16 protein-coding genes and 2 tRNA genes are annotated in these 19,679 nt (G+C 34.1%); 12 read left to right on the forward strand and 6 right to left on the reverse strand.

Translation table 11 applies throughout. From position 1 onward, the window contains the following. The first annotated feature begins 294 nt into the window (after positions 1-294). Genes lipA through DK442_RS26760 form a run of 3 tightly spaced genes read left to right on the forward strand, consistent with a single transcriptional unit; the run spans position 295 to position 4,449 of the window. On the forward strand, positions 295-1,167 hold the full coding sequence (gene lipA / locus DK442_RS26750) for a lipoyl synthase (protein ID WP_109438987.1): 873 nt from the start codon (positions 295-297) through the stop codon (positions 1,165-1,167). A 24-nt stretch (positions 1,168-1,191) separates the two neighbouring features. Further along, a complete protein-coding gene (gene gap, locus DK442_RS26755) occupies positions 1,192-2,196 on the forward strand; it encodes a type I glyceraldehyde-3-phosphate dehydrogenase (protein ID WP_109438988.1) in 1,005 nt (334 codons plus the stop codon). A gap of 9 nt (positions 2,197-2,205) precedes the next feature. Further along, positions 2,206-4,449 carry a response regulator gene (locus DK442_RS26760; RefSeq protein WP_160114383.1) on the forward strand — a complete coding sequence of 748 codons (2,244 nt, stop codon included), beginning with the start codon at positions 2,206-2,208 and terminating at the stop codon, positions 4,447-4,449. 91 nt (positions 4,450-4,540) lie between these two features. Here the strand turns inward: DK442_RS26760 and lpxK are convergent, their stop codons facing one another. Further along, on the reverse strand, positions 4,541-5,557 hold the full coding sequence (gene lpxK / locus DK442_RS26765) for a tetraacyldisaccharide 4'-kinase (protein ID WP_109438990.1): 1,017 nt from the start codon (positions 5,555-5,557) through the stop codon (positions 4,541-4,543). Between the two features lie 150 nt (positions 5,558-5,707). Between lpxK and DK442_RS26770 the strand changes: the two genes are divergently transcribed. The 3 genes from DK442_RS26770 (at position 5,708) to DK442_RS26780 (ending at position 8,916) form a co-directional block, all read left to right on the forward strand. Beyond that, positions 5,708-6,802, forward strand: a complete 1,095-nt coding sequence (locus DK442_RS26770) for a Nif3-like dinuclear metal center hexameric protein (protein WP_109438991.1) — start codon at positions 5,708-5,710, stop codon at positions 6,800-6,802. 3 nt (positions 6,803-6,805) lie between these two features. Further along, positions 6,806-7,582, forward strand: a complete 777-nt coding sequence (locus DK442_RS26775; protein WP_109438992.1) for a zinc ribbon domain-containing protein — start codon at positions 6,806-6,808, stop codon at positions 7,580-7,582. A gap of 98 nt (positions 7,583-7,680) precedes the next feature. Then, entirely contained in the window at positions 7,681-8,916 is a 1,236-nt protein-coding gene (locus DK442_RS26780; protein WP_109438993.1) for a glycosyltransferase family 4 protein, read from the forward strand. 315 nt (positions 8,917-9,231) lie between these two features. Here DK442_RS26780 and rpsT read toward each other — a convergent pair whose 3' ends face one another. The 4 genes from rpsT to proS form a co-directional block, all read right to left on the reverse strand. Next, complete coding sequence (gene rpsT / locus DK442_RS26785; protein WP_024770782.1) at positions 9,232-9,480, reverse strand: 30S ribosomal protein S20; 249 nt, start codon at positions 9,478-9,480, stop codon at positions 9,232-9,234. Positions 9,481-9,515: 35 nt separating this feature from the next. Then, positions 9,516-9,587 (reverse strand) — tRNA-Glu (locus DK442_RS26790). A gap of 68 nt (positions 9,588-9,655) precedes the next feature. After that, positions 9,656-9,727, reverse strand: a tRNA-Glu gene (locus tag DK442_RS26795). A gap of 75 nt (positions 9,728-9,802) precedes the next feature. Next, positions 9,803-11,281, reverse strand: coding sequence for a proline--tRNA ligase (proS, locus tag DK442_RS26800; RefSeq protein ID WP_109438994.1), 1,479 nt, complete (start codon positions 11,279-11,281; stop codon positions 9,803-9,805). Between the two features lie 99 nt (positions 11,282-11,380). On the opposite strand from proS, the gene DK442_RS26805 reads away from it, so the two are divergent. Together DK442_RS26805 and DK442_RS26810 are read left to right on the forward strand one after the other, a co-directional pair. Next, positions 11,381-12,523 (forward strand): hypothetical protein, encoded by a 1,143-nt coding sequence (locus DK442_RS26805; RefSeq protein WP_109438995.1) that lies wholly within the window; start codon positions 11,381-11,383, stop codon positions 12,521-12,523. 78 nt (positions 12,524-12,601) lie between these two features. Beyond that, the gene (locus DK442_RS26810) at positions 12,602-14,113 is read left to right on the forward strand and encodes an OmpP1/FadL family transporter (RefSeq protein WP_109438996.1); all 1,512 of its coding nucleotides are present in this window, start codon (positions 12,602-12,604) and stop codon (positions 14,111-14,113) included. Positions 14,114-14,192: 79 nt separating this feature from the next. On the opposite strand, the gene DK442_RS26815 is transcribed toward DK442_RS26810, so the two are convergent. Continuing rightward, the gene (locus tag DK442_RS26815) at positions 14,193-15,686 is read right to left on the reverse strand and encodes a T9SS type B sorting domain-containing protein (protein WP_160114384.1); all 1,494 of its coding nucleotides are present in this window, start codon (positions 15,684-15,686) and stop codon (positions 14,193-14,195) included. 283 nt (positions 15,687-15,969) lie between these two features. Between DK442_RS26815 and folE the strand changes: the two genes are divergently transcribed. The 4 genes from folE to lgt all read left to right on the forward strand — a co-directional run bounded on the left by folE (position 15,970) and on the right by lgt (position 19,453). Beyond that, the gene (gene folE / locus DK442_RS26820) at positions 15,970-16,647 is read left to right on the forward strand and encodes a GTP cyclohydrolase I FolE (protein WP_109438998.1); all 678 of its coding nucleotides are present in this window, start codon (positions 15,970-15,972) and stop codon (positions 16,645-16,647) included. Between the two features lie 39 nt (positions 16,648-16,686). Further along, the gene (gene cysS / locus DK442_RS26825; RefSeq protein WP_109438999.1) at positions 16,687-18,183 is read left to right on the forward strand and encodes a cysteine--tRNA ligase; all 1,497 of its coding nucleotides are present in this window, start codon (positions 16,687-16,689) and stop codon (positions 18,181-18,183) included. 24 nt (positions 18,184-18,207) lie between these two features. Then, a complete protein-coding gene (gene yidD, locus DK442_RS26830) occupies positions 18,208-18,453 on the forward strand; it encodes a membrane protein insertion efficiency factor YidD (RefSeq protein ID WP_200825178.1) in 246 nt (81 codons plus the stop codon). A gap of 70 nt (positions 18,454-18,523) precedes the next feature. Then, complete coding sequence (gene lgt / locus DK442_RS26835; RefSeq protein ID WP_109439001.1) at positions 18,524-19,453, forward strand: prolipoprotein diacylglyceryl transferase; 930 nt, start codon at positions 18,524-18,526, stop codon at positions 19,451-19,453. Positions 19,454-19,679: the final 226 nt, after the last annotated feature.

Raw genomic sequence — 19,679 nt, forward strand, 5'->3', positions numbered from 1 at the left:
ACTTTGTTTAGATATGGTTTAACTGTACTCAAGATTAAAATTATAACCACCATTAAATCAATATTCTAAAAAAAAGAAGTTGCCTTTATTATTCTCGACACATAAATAAAAAAATACGTACCCAACTTAATCCTTATATCATTTTCGCTAAGAAAGGGATATGATCATCATAGAACAATACTAAATCTTACTATTTCTTAATGCCTTTACAATTTCAATATATCAATACAACTTTAATAAGAACTTATTATTAATCTAAGCTTTCTTTGTATTTTTGCTAAAAATATTGCTTGTATGAATAATGATGTTGCCAGTGTAGCACCTCCTAAAGGAAAACCAAAATGGTTACGAGTTAAACTTCCTACCGGAAAAAAATATACAGAACTTAGGGGATTAGTAGACAAATATAACCTACACACGATTTGTACTTCGGGGAGTTGCCCTAATATGGGAGAATGCTGGAGTGAAGGTACAGCCACTTTTATGATTTTAGGTAACATTTGTACGCGTTCTTGTGGTTTTTGTGGAGTAAAGACAGGAAGACCCGAAACTGTAGATTGGGAGGAACCTGAAAAAGTAGCTCGGTCTATAAAGATAATGAACATAAAACATGCCGTTGTTACTTCTGTAGATAGAGATGATCTTTCTGATGGAGGTTCAATTATTTGGTCAGAAACTATCCAAGCCATTCGCAGAATGAATCCAGAAACAACATTAGAGACGTTAATTCCGGATTTTCAAGGAAAAACAAAAAATATAGATAGAATTATTGCTGTAAAGCCAGAAGTAGTTTCTCATAATATGGAAACTGTAAAAAGACTAACACGCGAAGTTCGTATTCAGGCTAAATATGAACAAAGCCTTCAGGTATTGAAATATCTTAAAGATAATGGAATTGACCGTACAAAAAGTGGAATCATGCTTGGCCTTGGCGAAAAAGAAGAAGAAGTTATTCAAACATTGACAGATTTAAGATCAGTTAATTTGGATATTGTGACTATTGGACAATATTTACAGCCAAGTAAGAAACATCTACCTGTAAAAGAATTCATAACTCCGGACCAGTTTAAAAAATATGAAGAAATAGGCTTAGATATGGGATTTAGACATGTAGAAAGTGGCGCCCTGGTAAGATCTTCATATAAAGCTCAAAAACATTTAACATAATTCTAAATCAAGGGTAAGAGTTTAATGAATACACCTATAAGAATTGCAATCAACGGATTTGGAAGAATAGGTCGTAATCTTTTTAGATTATTAATCGATCATCAAAGCATAGAAGTCGTAGCTATAAATGACCTTGCAGATACAAAGACATTAAGTCATCTTTTAAAATATGATAGTATTCATGGACTTTTACCTTTTGAGGTATCTCATGATGATAATCATATTATTGTTGATGGAAAATCTACACCACTACTTAATGAAACCGATCCGGCACATTGTAATTGGAAAAAATATGATGTAGATATTGTCATTGAAGCAACAGGGAAATTCAAAACAAAAAATAAAGTAGAAGGGCATCTAAAAGCTGGAGCTAAAAAAGTTATTCTTTCTGCACCTTCTATAGAAGATAGTATTAAAACTGTTGTTTTAGGTGTAAATGAGGAAATTATAGATGACTCAGAAACCATAATATCAAATGCTTCCTGTACTACAAACAATGCAGCACCAATGATAAAGGTCGTTAATGACTTATGCGGAATAGAACAAGCTTACATCACTACTATTCATAGTTACACAACAGATCAAAGTTTACATGATCAACCTCATAGAGACTTAAGAAGAGCTAGAGCTGCCAGCCAATCCATTGTTCCTACAACAACGGGAGCCGCAAAAGCTTTAACAAAAATTTTTCCTGAATTGAGTAGTGTTATTGGTGGATGTGGTATTCGTGTTCCTGTCCCCAACGGATCCCTTACAGACATTACTTTTAATGTAAAAAAAGAAACATCTATTCAAGAAATTAACGAAGAGTTTAAAAAAGCATCAAACACATATTTAAAAGGAATTCTTTCATACACAGAAGACCCAATCGTATCTGTTGATATTATTGGTAATCCTCACTCCTGTATCTTTGATTCGTTGATGACATCTGTTATAGGAAAAATGGTAAAAATTATTGGTTGGTATGATAATGAAATCGGCTATAGCAGTAGAATAATTGATTTAATTATTAACATTTGTAAGAAATAACTATCTTAGTTGAGATATTTCAGAGGAAAAATGCCAACCCAAATCAGATATTTTATAATAAAAATTTTACTTATTTGTTGTTTTTTCAGCTATTCACAAACAAGTGAATTTGAAGAAAACATTCAGATAAAGGATTCTATTGACAATTATTTACTCAATGCTTACAGGTCTATTGATCAAGCTCAATTAAAACAAGCTCTATTTAATATTTCTTTGGCAAAAGAAATAGCTATGGATGATCAAGACCGAAGCTATCAAGCAAAAACGAGCTTAGTCCTGGCAAAATTATATAGTCAACTAGGGGATTTAAAAAAAGCAGAAGAACAAGTCCTTGACGCAATTAAAATTCAAAAAGAAGATAATGACAAGGTGATGTTAACTTGCTCATATGCACTTTATGGTTCTATTGCAACACAAACAAAAGACTATAAAACCGCTGAAGATGTATTAAAGAAGGCTCTTGCATTTACCAAAAATAATCATAATGAAGATGAAGAAGGATTCATCAATCTAAATCTTGGTATTTTGTCTCTGGAGCAAGGACAGCCAGAAATAGCAATACAATATTTCAATAAAGGTCTTCCAAAAATCACCTCTTTAAATCAATTTTATAATAAAGCAAAACTATATATAAACAAAGCTAAAGCCCAATTATCTCTAGAGCAATATGATGAAGCCAAAGAGTCTAACGATCTTGCTATGCAAATAGGAAAAAAGATGGGTTATGCCGTAATTAGATCAGAATGCTATAAACTATATAGTGATATTTACGATAAAAAAGAGGATTATTTAACTTCTTTACAAAACCTAAGAACTCATCAAAAAATCAAAGACTCTTTATTTAATACAAATAAAGAAATTATAGTTCAGGAAGCAGGTGCAAAATTAAATTTAAATGAAAACAATGTCCTTATTGAAGAATTAACTGAAGAAAACATCCAACAACAAAAATCTTTAAAACTTGGACGCTTAACCACCATCCTGAGTATTGCACTTATTACAATACTCTCTTTACTGACACTTTCTCTTTATAAAAACAATAACTTGAGAGCCAGAGCTAATGAACTATTGCAAAATAAAAATACAGAACTTATACTAGCCAAAGAAAATGCAGAAAGAGCTAGTGAAGCTAAAGTTCAATTTCTCTCCACAATAACTCATGAACTAAGAACACCATTATATGCTGTTACCGGATTAACTCATTTACTTCTTGAGGAAAGTCCTACACCTAACCAGAAAGAACATCTTAATTCCCTTAAGTTTTCTGGCGAATACCTACTATCACTTATAAACAACATACTAGACCTAAATAAACTAGAAGCCAATAAAGTAGAAATAGAAAACACATCATTTAATTTAAAGAAAAGAATAAATGACGTATTAATTGCTTTAGGAAAATCTGCTAATGATAGAAATAATAAACTTCATTATGAATTTGATGAATCTATACCTTCTAAACTAAAAGGAGACCCATTAAAAATATCTCAAATCTTAATCAATCTTATTGGTAATTCTATAAAATTTACCCAAAAAGGAGATATCTGGATACGGGTAAAACCAATTAGCAAATCCGAAAACAAAGTACTTCTCAATTTTGAAATTGAAGATAATGGAGTGGGGATTTCTGAAAAGAAGCAACAAAGTATATTTGAAAATTTCACACAAGGCTCTGTTCAGATAAATAGAAAATTTGGCGGAACAGGATTAGGACTCTCTATCGTAAAAAATCTTCTATCCTTAATGAATAGTGAAATCAAATTAGAAAGTAAATTAGGAAAAGGATCCAAGTTTTTATTTAATCTTGAATTCGAAATTTTTGAAGATAAAAGCCCTAATTATGCTGAAGAAGCTAAAAGAATAGACTATAACATCCTAATAGACAAACGAATTCTTGTTGTAGAAGATAATAAGATCAATCAACTGATCACCAGAAAAATATTAGAAAAAAATAAAATAAAGTGTGATGTTGCTGATAATGGTGACATTGCCGTTAATAAAGTCAAAGAAAATACTTTCGATTTGATTCTTATGGATATTCATATGCCAGGAATTAGCGGAATTGAAGCCACTAAACAAATTAGAGAATTCAATAAAGAAATACCAATAATTGCATTAACAGCAGTTACTCTTGACGATAATCTAGATGAATTCTATGATAACGGTTTTAATGACATCATACCTAAACCTTATAAGACTGAGGAGTTTTTCACTAAACTCCATAAAGCTTTTGTAAAAAATCAAACAACAGCCTAAACTGGCATAGCTTTTGATAAAAGCTTAACAAAACTTATCTTATTACGGATAAGTATTTGAGTTAGCCATACACATATAATAAAAAGAGACTTTAACTAAAGTCTCTTTTTATATACTCCAGCAATTTATCATCAAATACATTAGCATCTTGAATAAAACTGACCTCTATAGGTTGATACCACAATTTATCTTCAGATATATGAGAAGATAACCTCACATAATCTTTTTCTGTAGTTATAATAAATTCATGAGTTCTTAATTCATCTAATTCTTTATCTGTAAAACTATGGTGGTCCGGGAAATTAATATGTTTAAACTCTAGCCCTAAAGAGGTGTAATAATCGATTAGAGGCATCGGATTTGCGATACCGGTAACTAATGTAAATGGCTGATTTTTTATAGAATGTATTGATTTGGTTTCTGACATATTCACAACATCCTTACCATAGGCAATAGAAGTAAAAAACAAGAATTGATCAGGTTTCAAAGCCAATTTGCTTGCGATTTCCTCCCTTTTTTTTAAAGATAGGTTCTCAGGACATTTGGTAACTACAATAATATTTGCCCTATTAGCTCCTTTTCTTGATTCTCTTAAGTTTCCTGTTGGCAAAACAATATCATCGCAATACAAGTTATAATATGCAGTGAGTAGAATATAAAAACCCGCTTTCACTTTTCGATGTTGATACGCATCATCCAATAAGATCACTTCTGGTCTGGGATTTAATGATCGCAAATTAGCTATACCATTACGTCGATCAGCATCTACCGCAACTATAACATCAGTAAATTTTTTCTTAAACTGAAGAGGTTCATCACCTACCGCTTTTGCAGTAGCAGAGGCAGTAACCACTCGAAAACCTTTAGTATTTCTTTTGTAACCCCGGCTTAACGTCGCTAAACGTTTTTTTTCATTCAGTAACCTAATTAAATATTCAATCATAGGGGATTTACCAGTTCCTCCTACACTAAGATTTCCCACTGCAATAATAGGAAAACGATAAGTATTAGATTTCTTTATTCCAACATCATACATTTTATTCCGCAACCACGTAACGAAGTAATAAAAAGGGACAATTGGTAAAAGTATCTTACGCAATAAGTTCACACGGTTAATTTTTTTAATCCATACTCAGCAAACAAAAGTATAAAACGAAACTTTGATTATTGAGAAAAGTTTTTTTACATTCAATTTTTATTACTTTAATAAGCTTTTAAAACCTCAATTAGCACAATTTAATCAAAAAAATATACCATAATGCAAATAAAAGAAGTTACCCAACATCTAGAAGCTATGGCACCCTTAGCATATGCAGAAGATTTCGACAATGTTGGATTACTGGTCGGCAATCCAGAAACTATAGTAACTGGGGTATTAGTTACTTTAGATACTCTTGAAACTATAGTAGATGAAGCCATAGAAAATAACTGCAATTTAATTGTAAGTTTCCACCCAATTGTTTTTAAAGGCATTAAAAAATTCAATGGAAATAATTATGTAGAACGTGTAGTAATTAAGGCTATTAAAAATGATATAGCCATTTTTTCTATGCACACTGCTTTAGACAATGCATTATATGGTGTAAACGATATGATGTGCGAACAGCTAGGGCTGATAAATCGTAAAATTCTGATTCCGCAAAGCGGAAATATTAAAAAACTAATGACTTTTGCTCCTATAGCTGAAGCTGAAACACTACGTACTAAACTTTTTGAAGCCGGAGCAGGATCAATAGGTAATTATGATAATTGTAGTTTTTCATCAGAGGGAACAGGAACTTTTAGAGCCTTAGAAAATGCAAACCCTTCTATTGGAGAAACAGGAAAAATTCATCATGAAAAAGAAATTCAAATTCAGGTTACTTACCCCAAACATTGTGAAAGCAAGATCCTAAAAGCCCTATTTGAAAATCACTCTTATGAAGAAGTAGCGTATGAAATCACTACTCTAGAAAATAAAAATCAAAATATTGGAATAGGAATGATTGGCGAACTTCCTCAAGCTTATGATGAATTAGAATTTCTCAAACACATTAAAAAAGTATTTAAGACAGGTTGTGTAAAACATTCTGCACTCGGTAACAAACCTATCAAAAAAGTAGCTGTTCTGGGCGGTAGTGGTAGTTTTGCCATAACAAACGCACAAAGAGCCGGGGCAGATATTTTTATTACTTCAGATCTAAAATACCACCAGTTTTACGAGGCAGAAGGAAAACTTATATTAGCCGATATTGGGCACTATGAAAGCGAACAATACACAAAAAACCTAATTGTTAGCTATCTTAGAAAAAAAATCAGTAATTTTGCCATCATTTTATCGGATAAAAACACCAATCCCATTCAATACATATAAAATATGGCAAAGAAAGAAGTTACTGTTGAGCAAAAATTAAGAGCTTTATATGACTTGCAATTAATTGACTCTAGAGTTGATGAGATCAGAAACGTGCGGGGAGAATTACCTTTAGAGGTTGAAGATCTTGAAGATGAAGTAGCCGGATTAAACAAAAGATTAGAAAAGCTAAATAACGATCTTGACACTATCGACGAAGGTATCAAGAACAAAAAGAACCTAATAGAGGAAGCTAAATCTCTAATCAAAAAATACGGAGAACAGCAAAAAAATGTTCGTAATAATCGCGAATATAACTCTCTTAGTAAAGAGGTTGAATTTCAAGAATTAGAAATTCAATTGGCAGAAAAGCACATCAAAGAGCATAAAGCACAGATTGTTCAGAAAAACGAGATCATCGATCAGACTAAGGGGAAGCTTGCAGAACGTAACGAGCATCTTAATCACAAAAAAGGTGAACTAGATGCTATCTTAGCAGAAACTGAGAAAGAAGAACAATCATTAATAGCTAAATCTGAAGATTACCAAAAGGATATCGAAGATCGTTTGATTGCAGCTTATAAAAGAATCAGAAAAAATGTAAAGAATGGACTAGCAGTAGTAGCCATAGAACGTGGAGCTTCTGGAGGATCGTTTTTTACTATTCCACCACAAGTACAAATGGAAATAGCTTCTCGTAAGAAAATTATTACCGACGAGCATAGTGGTAGAATTTTAGTTGATCAAGAATTAGCTAGAGAAGAAAAAGAAAAAATGGAAGCTCTTTTTGCTAAACTATAGCTGAAAAGAATTCCGAATGTCACATAATAAAAGGCCTCAGTTTTTACTGAGGTCTTTTTGATTAAATACAATTGAGTCTTTTACAAATCGAGCATAAAATGAATCATATCCTCATCATAGGCTTTGTCTGGCCAGAACCCAACTCTTCTGCAGCAGGAAGTCGAATGTTGCAATTAATAGCATTATTCACTTCACAAAACTGGAAAGTTACTTTTGCTTGCCCAGCCGCAGAAACTAATCACACGGCTAATTTTAATCATCCAAATATCTCCAAAGTAACTATCGAAATAAATAATCCCAGTTTTGACCATTTTATCAAAAAAACACAACCAACAATAGTTGTGTTTGATCGATTTATGATAGAAGAACAGTTCGGATGGAGGGTAGCTCAACATTGCCCCAACGCATTAAGAATACTAAATACCGAAGATTTACATTCTCTTAGAAAAACGAGACAAGAATGTTTTAAAAATAAAAGAAAATTTGAGATCGAAGATCTTCTAAACAACGACTATACAAAAAGAGAAATAGCAAGTATTTACCGATGCGACCTCTCACTAATAATTTCAGACTATGAAGTTAAACTTCTTAAAGAAAATTTCAAAATAGATCAAAAATTACTGCACTATTTACCTTTTTTACTGGATCCTATTACAATAGAAACCAAAAACAACTGGCCAGATTACAAAAATCGCAAGCATTTTATTACTATTGGAAATTTTAGACATGAACCTAACTGGAATAGTATTTTATTCCTTAAAGAAACCATCTGGCCGTTAATTAAAGAAGAACTCCCAGAGGCTGAATTACATATCTACGGATCATACCCTCCCCCTAAAGCCACGCAGCTTCATAATCCAAAAGACAGATTTCATATCAAAGGATGGGCAAAAAACTCCACAGAAGTACTACAAAACGCACGCGTATGTCTTGCCCCATTGCGATTTGGAGCCGGAATAAAAGGCAAACTTACAGAATCAATGTTATGCGGCACACCTAGCATAACGACAAGTATTGGAGCAGAAGGAATGTTAAACGAAGAATCAGACTGGAACGGCTTTATTACAAATGATCCCAAAAAATTTGCTCAAGCAGCCATAAAACTATATTCTACCCCCAATCTTTGGGCACAATCTCAACAGAATGGAATAGAAATTATAAATACCAGATTTCAAAAAAATATGTTTTCTCAAAATATTTTAAACGAAATAAAAAACATTCAAAACAACCTAAAAGAGCATAGAACACAAAACTTTATAGGAACAATGCTACATTACCACACACTAAGAAGTACAGAATTTATGTCTCGATGGATTGAAGAAAAAAATAAATAAAAGAAATATGTAGCACCCCACCCCATCTAAATACAAACCCCTAAACAAACTTAAATCATTTTCATAAATCAATAGAAAGCAAAAAACAAATGAAGTTTATAATTATCTGAAGAAAACTACAATCAAAAAACCCTCCCTTATCAGATGATCAAAGAATTAAACCCCTTGACTAAAAACAGAATAAAACTATCTAGAAAGGACTCCTGCACAAAACTCCACTAACTTTTGAACTGCTTCATGTCAAATGCAAAACAAAAAAGCTTTTCCATAATATGGAAAAGCTCATTATATTATAAAACGTAAAGAACTATATAATTATAGTGCAGCTACGTGTTTTGCTAATTGCGATTTTAAGTTAGCAGCTTTATTCTTATGAATAACATTATTCTTAGCTAACTTGTCAAGCATAGAAACTACTGTTGGAAACAAAGTTTCTGCTTCTTTCTTATCAGACTCACGTAATTTTTTGATAGCATTACGAGTTGTTTTATGCTGATATCTGTTTCTAAGACGCTTTGTCTCGTTACTTCTAATTCTTTTTAATGCTGACTTATGATTTGCCATCTCTCTTCTATTAAATTTCTTTACTATATCATTCGTAGCCCGTAGGGGAATCGAACCCCTCTTACCAGGATGAAAACCTGGCGTCCTAGCCGATAGACGAACGGGCCATTTTCCTTTTTCAAGGATTGCAAATTTATAGCTTTCACTTTAAATCTGCAATTAATTTCAATATTCGTAGCCCGTAGGGGAATCGAACCCCTCTTACCAGGATGAAAACCTGGCGTCCTAGCCGATAGACGAACGGGCCATGTTGTCTAATTGCGGATGCAAAAATACAACTATTTTTCAATGCCACAAGTGTTATTTTATTTTTTTCTAAAACTTAATATGCCTTAGCAAATAATACACGGTTTTTAGAAGGCTTACCGCTATAAACACATTGCCCATCTTCTGCTTTTACATCAAAAGGAATACAACGTATAGTAGCCTTTGTTAGCTCTTTTATCTTTTGTTCTGTTTCTTCAGTCCCATCCCAATGAGCAGAAATAAATCCTCCCTTATGTTCTATTACATCTTTAAATTCATCGAAAGAATTCACTTCGGTAATATGATCATCTCTAAATTGAGTTGCTTTCTGATGTAAACTTTCCTGAATTTCTACTAATAAAGATTCTATAGTAGTTACCACCTCATCTTTTGCTACGAATTGCTTCGTAAATGTATCACGACGAGCAAGTTCTACTGTTCCTTTTTCTAAATCTTTTGGTCCAATAGCAATCCGTAAAGGCACTCCTTGTAATTCGTATTGAGCAAACTTAGCTCCTGGCCTATGAGTATCTCTATTATCAAATTTTACCGAAATTCCTTTAGATCTTAAATCTAAAACTAAGTCATTAGCTACTTCAGAAATTTGAGCTAATTGCTCTTCTCCTTTATAGATCGGAACAATTACCACCTGAATTGGAGCTAGATTTGGAGGTAAGACCAGACCATTATCATCACTATGAGTCATTATCAAAGCCCCCATCAGACGTGTAGAAACACCCCAAGAAGTAGCCCAAACATAATCCATTTTACCCTCCTTTGATGTAAATTTTACATCAAAAGCTTTAGCAAAATTCTGTCCCAAAAAATGTGAAGTACCCGCTTGTAGAGCTTTACCATCTTGCATCAATGCTTCGATACAATATGTGTCCTCAGCCCCTGCAAAACGCTCACTTTCAGTTTTTCTCCCTTTAATAACAGGAATAGCCATAAACTCCTCTACAAAATCAGCATACACATTATTCATTTGCTCAGTCTCAGCAATTGCTTCTGCTCTGGTTTCATGCGCTGTATGTCCTTCTTGCCATAAAAACTCTGCTGTCCTTAAAAACAATCGTGTACGCATCTCCCAACGCACTACATTAGCCCATTGATTAATTAGTAATGGCAAATCTCTATACGATTGAATCCATCCTTTATATGTATTCCAGATAATAGCTTCTGAGGTTGGACGAACAATCAGCTCTTCTTCTAATTTTGCCTTTGGATCTACAATTAATTTAGAAGCATCTTCAGGATCTGTTTTTAACCTATAATGAGTAACCACAGCACACTCTTTTGCAAATCCTTCTGCATTTTTTTCTTCTGCTTCAAATAGACTTTTTGGAACAAACAATGGAAAATATGCATTTTGATGCCCTGTTTCCTTAAATTTTTTATCCAATTCTGCCTGCATTTTTTCCCAAATAGCATATCCATATGGTTTAATTACCATACAACCTCTTACCGCCGAATTCTCGGCTAAATCAGCCTTGACGACTAATTCGTTATACCATTTTGAATAATCTTCGCTACGTTTTGTTAAATTCTTACCCATAAACCTCTATTTGGCACAAATGTTGTGGCTTTGTTAAATATAATTTAATTAGCGCAAAACTAACTAAATTTGTAATGTTCAACAATAAAATAAGAAGATATGCGACTTAAAAATTATTTTCAGAGAAACGGTGCAATAGGGTTTTTACTTTTAAGCACTTTATTTATGTTGACGTCTTGTGGTTCATATGAGTACGTACCTTATAGAGATGGAGTCTATGGAGAAGCAGGAGGCCAAAGAAATGTAGAGACTCAACCGCGTAATACAGATAAAAAATCCAATTATTATTCTAGCTACTTCTCAGAAAAATCAGCATTGATCGATGAGGCTATTGAACAAGATGCTATTTTTACAGATGTAGATTCTTATTCTAGCGAAGGGTATAATGTCGCAGATACTACCGCTACAACTGCTCTAGGTTATGAAGCCGGGCAACCTGCATGGGGAAGTAACCCTACAGAAATTAGCGTTAACCTATACAATACCGGTTGGAATAACTGGGGTCCTGGATGGGGATGGAATGGATGGTATGGTCCTGGATGGGGATGGAATGCCGGATGGGGATGGAATGGATGGAATGCCGGATGGGGTTGGAATGGATGGAATGCTGGATGGGGTTGGAACGCCGGATGGGGTTGGAATGGCCCTGGATGGGGAATTGGATGGGGATGGGGACGCCCTTGGTATGGTAGAGGCTTTTACGGACGTGGATATGGAGGTTACTATAATCGCGGATACCGAGGTTATTATGGAAGAGGAAACCGATATGCATCTTATAATATAGGATCAAGAAACTCATACGCCTATTCTACAAGAAGCCGCAGAGGCTACAGTTCGAGATATAGTACAAGAACGAGAAATTCTTCGGGCTACAACACTAGAAGCAGACAAGGTTATTCTAACAGGCAAGGCTATTCTAATAGACGAGTAAATGCCGCGAGAAGAACTCGATCTTCATCAGGCAACTATTACAACAGATCCTCAAACAACAATTATTCTTCTCGCTCTAGATCTTCTTCGGTAGGTAGAAGCAGTACTGGCACCAGAAGATATTCTAGCCCTACATCAAGAACAAGAAGTAGTGGTTATTCACCATCATCACGTAGTTCTTCTTCTAGAAGCAGAAGTTCTGGATACTCAAGAGGAAGCTCCTCAAGAAGTAGTGGATACTCTAGATCAGGAGGTAGCAGATCAAGAAGTAGTGGTAGCCGAGGAGGAAGTAGAGGCCGTGGAAGAAACTAAGGACTTTCATCTAACTTTTTTATTATTAATTTCTTATCCTTATTTAAGATATTCTGTAATTCATAATTAAAATAACGAATGAAAAAGCTATTCTTATGTATAGGTATACTATCTATGCCTTTTTTGAACGCTCAGGACATAACCGATGCGCTACGGTATTCTCAGCAAGATATTTTAGGAACTGCCCGATTTAGAGGGATGAGTGGTGCATTTGGTGCATTAGGTGGAGATTTATCAGCATTACAGGTTAATCCCGCTGGGTCTGCAGTTTTCTTAAACTCTTATGGATCTGTGACCCTTTCAACAAATCGAATTAGTAACGACGCATTCTATTTTAACACTTTCAATTCTACGAATACCAATAACGTAAATTTTAATCAAGTGGGTGCTGTATTCGTTTATAACAACAACAATAATACTTCTGGAATTAACAAATTATCACTGGGTATTGTATATGACCAAACCTCTGACAATGCAAATGAATTTTTTGTATCAGGTAGAAGCACAAATTCTATTGACACCTTTTTTCTTTCTGAAGCCCAAGGTATCCCACAAGGTTTGATCTCCAGAAGATCTAGAGAAACAGTAGGTGATCTTTACAGCTTTCTTGGAGAAAATGAAGGCTATAGCGCCCAGCAAGCTTTCCTAGGTCGCGAAGCTTTTGTTATAGAAGCCAATGACGTTAATGATCCCAATAACACCACCTATTTTTCAAATGTTGCTCCAGGTGTTTTTGATCAGGAATATTTTTATGAAAGCACAGGTTTAAACGGAAAATTCTCTTTAAACGGAGGAGCCCAAATAAATCAAAATCTTTATATCGGAATCAATCTTAACTCTCACTTCATTAACTTTGACAGAGTAACCGAGTTTTTTGAAGGTAATAACAATACAGGGAGCAATGTAAATGAAATCATATTTACAAACAGATTATCTACCATTGGAGCTGGCTTTTCTGCTCAAATTGGAGGAATAGCTAAACTATCCAAAATGATTCGAGTAGGAGCATCTTTTGAGTCTCCCACATGGTATTATATAGAAGAAGAAACTACACAGCGATTAGAAACTTTAAGTGACACCGATGGAAGAGCTATTGTAAATCCTAATGTGATTAACATTTTCCCAGAATACAAACTGCGTACTCCTGCAAAAGCCACGGGAAGCATCGCCTTTTTATTCGAACAACAAGGATTAATAAGTTTAGATTATTCGTATAAAGACTACTCTGCAACACAACTTAGCTCTGATGAAGGAGGTAATTTTGCAAATCTTAATCAAGAAATCGAAAATAGCCTACAAGGTTCTTCAACAATCAGAATTGGTACAGAATGGAAATATGACAGATGGAGTTTTAGAGGAGGATATAGTTTTGAAGAAAGTCCGTATAAAGACGAACTTATCATGGGAGATAGAACAGGGTTCTCTATAGGAGCTGGATATGATTTTGGAAAATTCAAATTCGATGTAGCATATGACTACACTCAACAAGAACGAGAAGAACAATTTTACCCTAACTCTGCTTTTACAAATTTTGCAGTTATTGACACTTACGTTGATAGCCTGACTTTTACTCTTGGTGTAAACTTTTAAAGTAAAGCATTAGTATAAATAAAAAATAGCTGGGAGAAATCATCTTCCAGCTATTTTTTATTTATAATTATATATCTACTTATCGTATTAAGGAAAAATTACCTGCAAAAACTCTTCTCCTCATATTTGGATCCCTAGGTTCATTAAACTCAACTCTAAACCAATAATCTGAAGAAGGCATGTTTCTACCATTATATGTACCATCCCATCCTGGACCTCCTGCTCTAAGTTGCTTCAACAACTTACCATAGCGGTCAAATATATAAATCTGTGCTGTGGGCTGATTCTCTATATTAATAAGACTCCAGGTATCATGAAAACCATCTCCATTTGGAGTAAAATACTTAGGATATCCCAAAATCATAATAACTTCTGATCTCTCTTCACTGTCAGGGCAATTTGCATATCGCGCTGTCACAAAATAATCCCCTGGAGGAACATTAGCGAATACAGGAGACGACTGAAAAGGTCTATATTCTATAAAACCATTTCCTAGATCGCGATCTAGTCTATATTCAAAATCTTCAAAACCTGCATTTTCAACCTCTGGAGTAGCTTCTACCTCTGCTGTTATTGTATAACTCCCGGCAAAAGACTCTTCAGCAATACTATATCCAACTGACACTACTGCGTTAGAAACATCCAACACCACCAAATCATCTCTACCAACCTCAACTGTCCTAGCAGCATCCGAATACCCAATCAATTGATAAGCACCCGGAGCATTCACTTCTAAAAATGGAAACATCCCTTCAGGGTCTGGTACAGCCGTTGTAAAATTAGTAGAACCTACTGCATCACTAAACCATCTATAACTTATTGCTCCTGGGAATCTCCCTTCAATGGTAACAGGAAACTCTCCACATGTTGCAATATCAGGCCCAACACCAGGATCTAAAATACTACAATCTGTTGTTCCCGCATCTGATTCATCAAGATTAGTTTGCTGAAGCTGTATTACACCTGCTTCATCTGCAAAATTAGTAATCAAAATTATATAATATTCACCTGTCTGGGCATTAGGTATGGTAAGCGTCTCAACGAATGTATCATCTTCTGGCGTCCTTGCATAACTACAATCTATTATGTTAGTATTATCAAGGTTATTTAAATAATAATCAGGATCATCAACATTATTTACACACTCAGCGGGGCGTATATTGTCTCCATCCCCATTATTATCGCATCCCCGAGAAAGATCATCACAATCTACTATAAAAGAAGTTGGAAATGGACCCCATGCGATAAAATCAACATCAAGCTGTCTTTCTCCTCTATCTAAATTACTATTATCGTTACCATCTACCCATTGTTGAACATCAAAAACTAAATTTCCTGATTCATCAATACGAAGAAAGTACCAAGTAGGATTAGGGGTTGTATTTAAACACCCTACTTCTCCTAAGCCATCCATATCCCCAACAGTATTAGGAAATGTAAGCTCTCTAGAAGCATCAGAGCAAAAAGGTTGGGCTAATCTACAAGCCACATCAAAATCCTGGGCATAAGAAAAAGTGCCTTTAAAAAACAGGAGTATAAAAAGTAATGAAATTTGAGGTAATACTTTTGCCATTTTCATATAACGTTAAAACTAGTTTTTTCGTGTGTTACAGTTCAATTTGGGACTTAAATATACAGAACTTCTCCAAAAAACCTAACATCTATAATTGTTTAACATACCTTTTACCAAGTAAAACAACAAAATCGTATCTTTGCAACCCACATTATAGAGCGCGTTATACAATACTTCTCTATTTATGTTCGAAAAGATAATAAAGTAAGAAATGTTTAAAAAAAATTCATTACACTTTATTATTTTTTTGGTTGGATTTTAATGAATTATAAAATTTTGAAGTGTGAAAATTGACAAGGCCCTTGAAGCTATTGAAGCGCTAGGTGATAATCATGTAGCTACTAGCGCTACCACTCCTCTTAGAGAAGATGCCTTTAAACTTAGTGATAATGAAAAAATTGCTTTGATTAAAGAAGATGTTAAACATATTTTAGAAACTCTAGGATTAGACTTAACAGATGACAGTCTTAAAGGTACACCGCAACGTGTTGCTAAAATGTTTGTAAATGAAATTTTTTCTGGACTACATCCACAACGTAAGCCCGATGCTTCTACATTTAAAAACCATTATAAATATGGTGAAATGTTAGTAGAGAAAAATATTACAGTGTATTCTACTTGTGAACATCACTTATTACCGATTGTAGGTCGTGCGCATGTAGCTTATATTTCTAACGGCACTGTAGTTGGGTTATCCAAAATGAACCGTATTGTAGATTATTACGCCAAAAGACCACAAGTACAAGAGCGTATGACTATGCAAATTGTTCAGGATCTTCAGGTCGTTTTGGGAACAAAAGATGTTGCATGTGTAATTGATGCAAAACACTTATGTGTAAACTCGCGAGGGATCAGAGATATCGAAAGCAGCACAGTAACCAGTGAATTTGGCGGTAAATTTAAAGAAGACTCTGTAAGAAGAGAATTTTTAGACTACATTAAGTTAGATACTACCTTTTAATTTTATTTTCATCATAAATCACAAGCATTCATAAAAATTATGGCAGCAAGTCCGTTGTATAAAAATCAGGAATTAAAAATTTACAATTCTATTTCGGGTCAGAAAGAAATATTTACACCTATCACAGAGGGTAATATTGGTATGTACGTATGTGGCCCTACAGTTTATAGCAATGTACATTTAGGAAACTGCCGTACATTTATTTCATTTGACTTAGTATTCAGATATTTAAAACATCTGGACTATAAAGTTCGTTATGTAAGAAACATAACAGATGCCGGACATCTTGAAAACGATGCAGATGAAGGGGAGGACAAAGTAGCTAAAAAAGCTAGACTCGAGCAGCTAGAACCTATGGAAATTGTACAGCGATACACTTTGGATTTTCATCAAGTAATGTCAAAATTTAATTCGATTCCGCCAAGTATAGAACCAACCGCGACAGGTCATATTGTTGAACAAATTGAAATCATTAAAACCATAATCGATAATGGTTTTGCTTATGAGTCTAATGGCTCTATATATTTTGATGTGCAAAAGTTTAATAAAACTAATCATTACGGAAAATTAAGCGGCAGAAACCTTGAGGACATGATTGCAAATACAAGAGAGTTATCTGCTCAAAGTGACAAGAAAAACCCTCAGGATTTTGCATTATGGAAAAGAGCAGAACCTCAACATATAATGAGATGGCCTTCACCGTGGAGTGATGGTTTTCCTGGATGGCATTTAGAGTGTACTGTAATGAGCACAAAATATCTTGGCGAACGATTCGACATTCATGGCGGCGGAATGGATTTAAAATTCCCTCATCATGAATGTGAAATTGCTCAAGGAGAAGCTGCATGTGGACAAACACCAGTAAATTACTGGATGCATGCAAATATGCTTACTCTTAACGGTAAAAAAATGTCTAAATCGACAGGAAATACCATATCTCCTGAAGAATTATTCTCTGGTAACAACACTATTCTCAATAAGGCTTTTGAAGCTACTGTTGTACGCTTCTTTATGCTTCAAGCACACTATAGAAGTATTTTAGACTTCTCTAATGATGCCCTTGAAGCCTCAGAAAAAGGGTTTTACAGACTAATGGACGCTATCCAAACTATTAAATCATTACCAACAGATCAAATCACTGAAGGGTTTGATGTTCAATTATGGAGAACAGCTTGTTATGATGCAATGAATGACGATTTTAACAGCCCTATTCTGATTGCAAAATTATTTGATGCTGTAAAATTTATCAATACAGTTAAAGAGCAAAAAGCTAAAATATCTGCAGCAGATCTTGAAATTCTTAAACAAACGATTCACGGTTTTGTTTTTGATGTATTGGGACTGGTAAACATAAATGAAACTTCTTCTGATATTAGTGATAAACTTTCAGGAACGGTTGAGTTGTTAATTAAGCTTCGAACTGAAGCTAGAGCAAATAAGGATTTCGCTACCAGCGATAAAATCAGGGATGAACTTTTAGAAATTGGCATCCAACTTAAGGATGGTAGAGAAGGCACTAGTTTTTCATTAAACTAAACTATTTTGGCTCTCAAAACCACCATAAAACAAATTCTCATATTTCCATTTATCATTTTGGTAAAGCTATATCAGAACTTGATTTCGCCATTAACCCCGGCTACATGTCGTTATCAACCCACCTGCTCTCACTATACAGTTGAAGCATTACAAAAACATGGGTTGTTTAGGGGAGGAATGTTATCGATAAAAAGAATTTTTAGTTGTCACCCCTGGGGAGGAAGTGGTTATGATCCTGTTCCTGATACTGATAAAGAACCGACGAATTAATACCTCAATTAAAAACGCTCAAGAATTTATTTAAATACCTATATTTACTTTCGAAAAATAAAACGCATTCATGATATTATCAAAAATTATATGGAATCCTGTTGAAGGAATAGATCTCGGCTTTTTTGTTATTCGTTTTTACAGTTTAATGTTCGTAATTGCCTTCTCATTAGGTTGGTTCCTGATGAAAAAAATCTATATCCGCGAAAGTATTTCAATAGAAAAATTAGATTCTATATTTATCTATGCGGTCATAGCGACACTACTTGGAGCGCGTTTAGGACATGTATTCTTTTATGATTGGGATCATTACAAAAATAATCTTTTAGAAATTCTTTTACCTTTTAGATTTAGACCAGAGTTTGAGTTTACAGGTTTTCAAGGTTTAGCAAGTCATGGTGCAGCAATCGGGATGATTATTGCAATGTATTATTATTCTAAAAATGTAATTCAAAAGCATATCCTTTGGGTATTAGACAGAATAGTAATCCCTGTGGCTTTTGGAGCTATATTTGTTCGTTTAGGAAACTTTTTTAATTCAGAAATTATTGGCAAAGCATCTGGTGATTCTGCTTTTGGAGTAAAGTTTGTTCGAGATGGAGTGAGTAAAGCCCAAGTAATACAGGAAACGGGGATACAGAATGTAAATGAAGCCTATTCTGCATTAGTCAATAACCCCAAATTTTCAAGCTTGCTAGATACCATACCTTATCGTCATCCAGCACAACTATATGAAGCTTTTGGCTATGTATTTGTTGCAATTATTCTTTGGGTGATTTATTGGAAAACAGATAAACGAAATAATAAAGGTTTTCTGTTTGGAGCATTTTTAGTTTTGCTCTGGACAGTACGCTTTCTCGTAGAATTTGTTAAGAAAAGCCAAGGAGGGTTTGAGGATGCCTTAGGAGAATCTTTATCTACAGGACAATGGCTAAGTATACCTTTTATCCTAGCTGGTCTATATTTCATAATACGATCAGGAAAAAAAGCTTCTACATAAAACACTATTGCCCTCGCAGGTTTTTAAAATCTGCGAGGGCTTTATAAAAAAATACTTGTTTTTGATAACGTATTTAATCACTTATCACTATTTCTTCATCATATATATAAAGGTACATCACTTACAATTGTATTAAGTTTTTACGCTTTTATTGAATTCATATATTAAAATAATGTTTTTTTTAAAGGAATTTATTAGCTAAGGTTGTTCTAGTATTGAAACGATC

The sequence above is a fragment of the Aquimarina sp. AU119 genome (assembly GCF_900312735.1).
Lineage (GTDB): Bacteria > Bacteroidota > Bacteroidia > Flavobacteriales > Flavobacteriaceae > Aquimarina > Aquimarina algiphila.

Bases quoted from the DNA above. Each gene is read 5' to 3' on its own strand.
- lipA (WP_109438987.1), top strand. From the start codon at position 295: ATGAATAATGATGTTGCCAGTGTAGCACCTCCTAAAGGAAAACCAAAA.
- gap (WP_109438988.1), top strand. From the start codon at position 1,192: ATGAATACACCTATAAGAATTGCAATCAACGGATTTGGAAGAATAGGT.
- DK442_RS26770 (WP_109438991.1), top strand. From the start codon at position 5,708: ATGCAAATAAAAGAAGTTACCCAACATCTAGAAGCTATGGCACCCTTA.
- DK442_RS26775 (WP_109438992.1), top strand. From the start codon at position 6,806: ATGGCAAAGAAAGAAGTTACTGTTGAGCAAAAATTAAGAGCTTTATAT.
- DK442_RS26780 (WP_109438993.1), top strand. From the start codon at position 7,681: ATGAATCATATCCTCATCATAGGCTTTGTCTGGCCAGAACCCAACTCT.
- rpsT (WP_024770782.1), bottom strand. From the start codon at position 9,480: ATGGCAAATCATAAGTCAGCATTAAAAAGAATTAGAAGTAACGAGACA.
- proS (WP_109438994.1), bottom strand. From the start codon at position 11,281: ATGGGTAAGAATTTAACAAAACGTAGCGAAGATTATTCAAAATGGTAT.
- DK442_RS26805 (WP_109438995.1), top strand. From the start codon at position 11,381: ATGCGACTTAAAAATTATTTTCAGAGAAACGGTGCAATAGGGTTTTTA.
- DK442_RS26810 (WP_109438996.1), top strand. From the start codon at position 12,602: ATGAAAAAGCTATTCTTATGTATAGGTATACTATCTATGCCTTTTTTG.
- DK442_RS26815 (WP_160114384.1), bottom strand. From the start codon at position 15,686: ATGGCAAAAGTATTACCTCAAATTTCATTACTTTTTATACTCCTGTTT.
- cysS (WP_109438999.1), top strand. From the start codon at position 16,687: ATGGCAGCAAGTCCGTTGTATAAAAATCAGGAATTAAAAATTTACAAT.
- lgt (WP_109439001.1), top strand. From the start codon at position 18,524: ATGATATTATCAAAAATTATATGGAATCCTGTTGAAGGAATAGATCTC.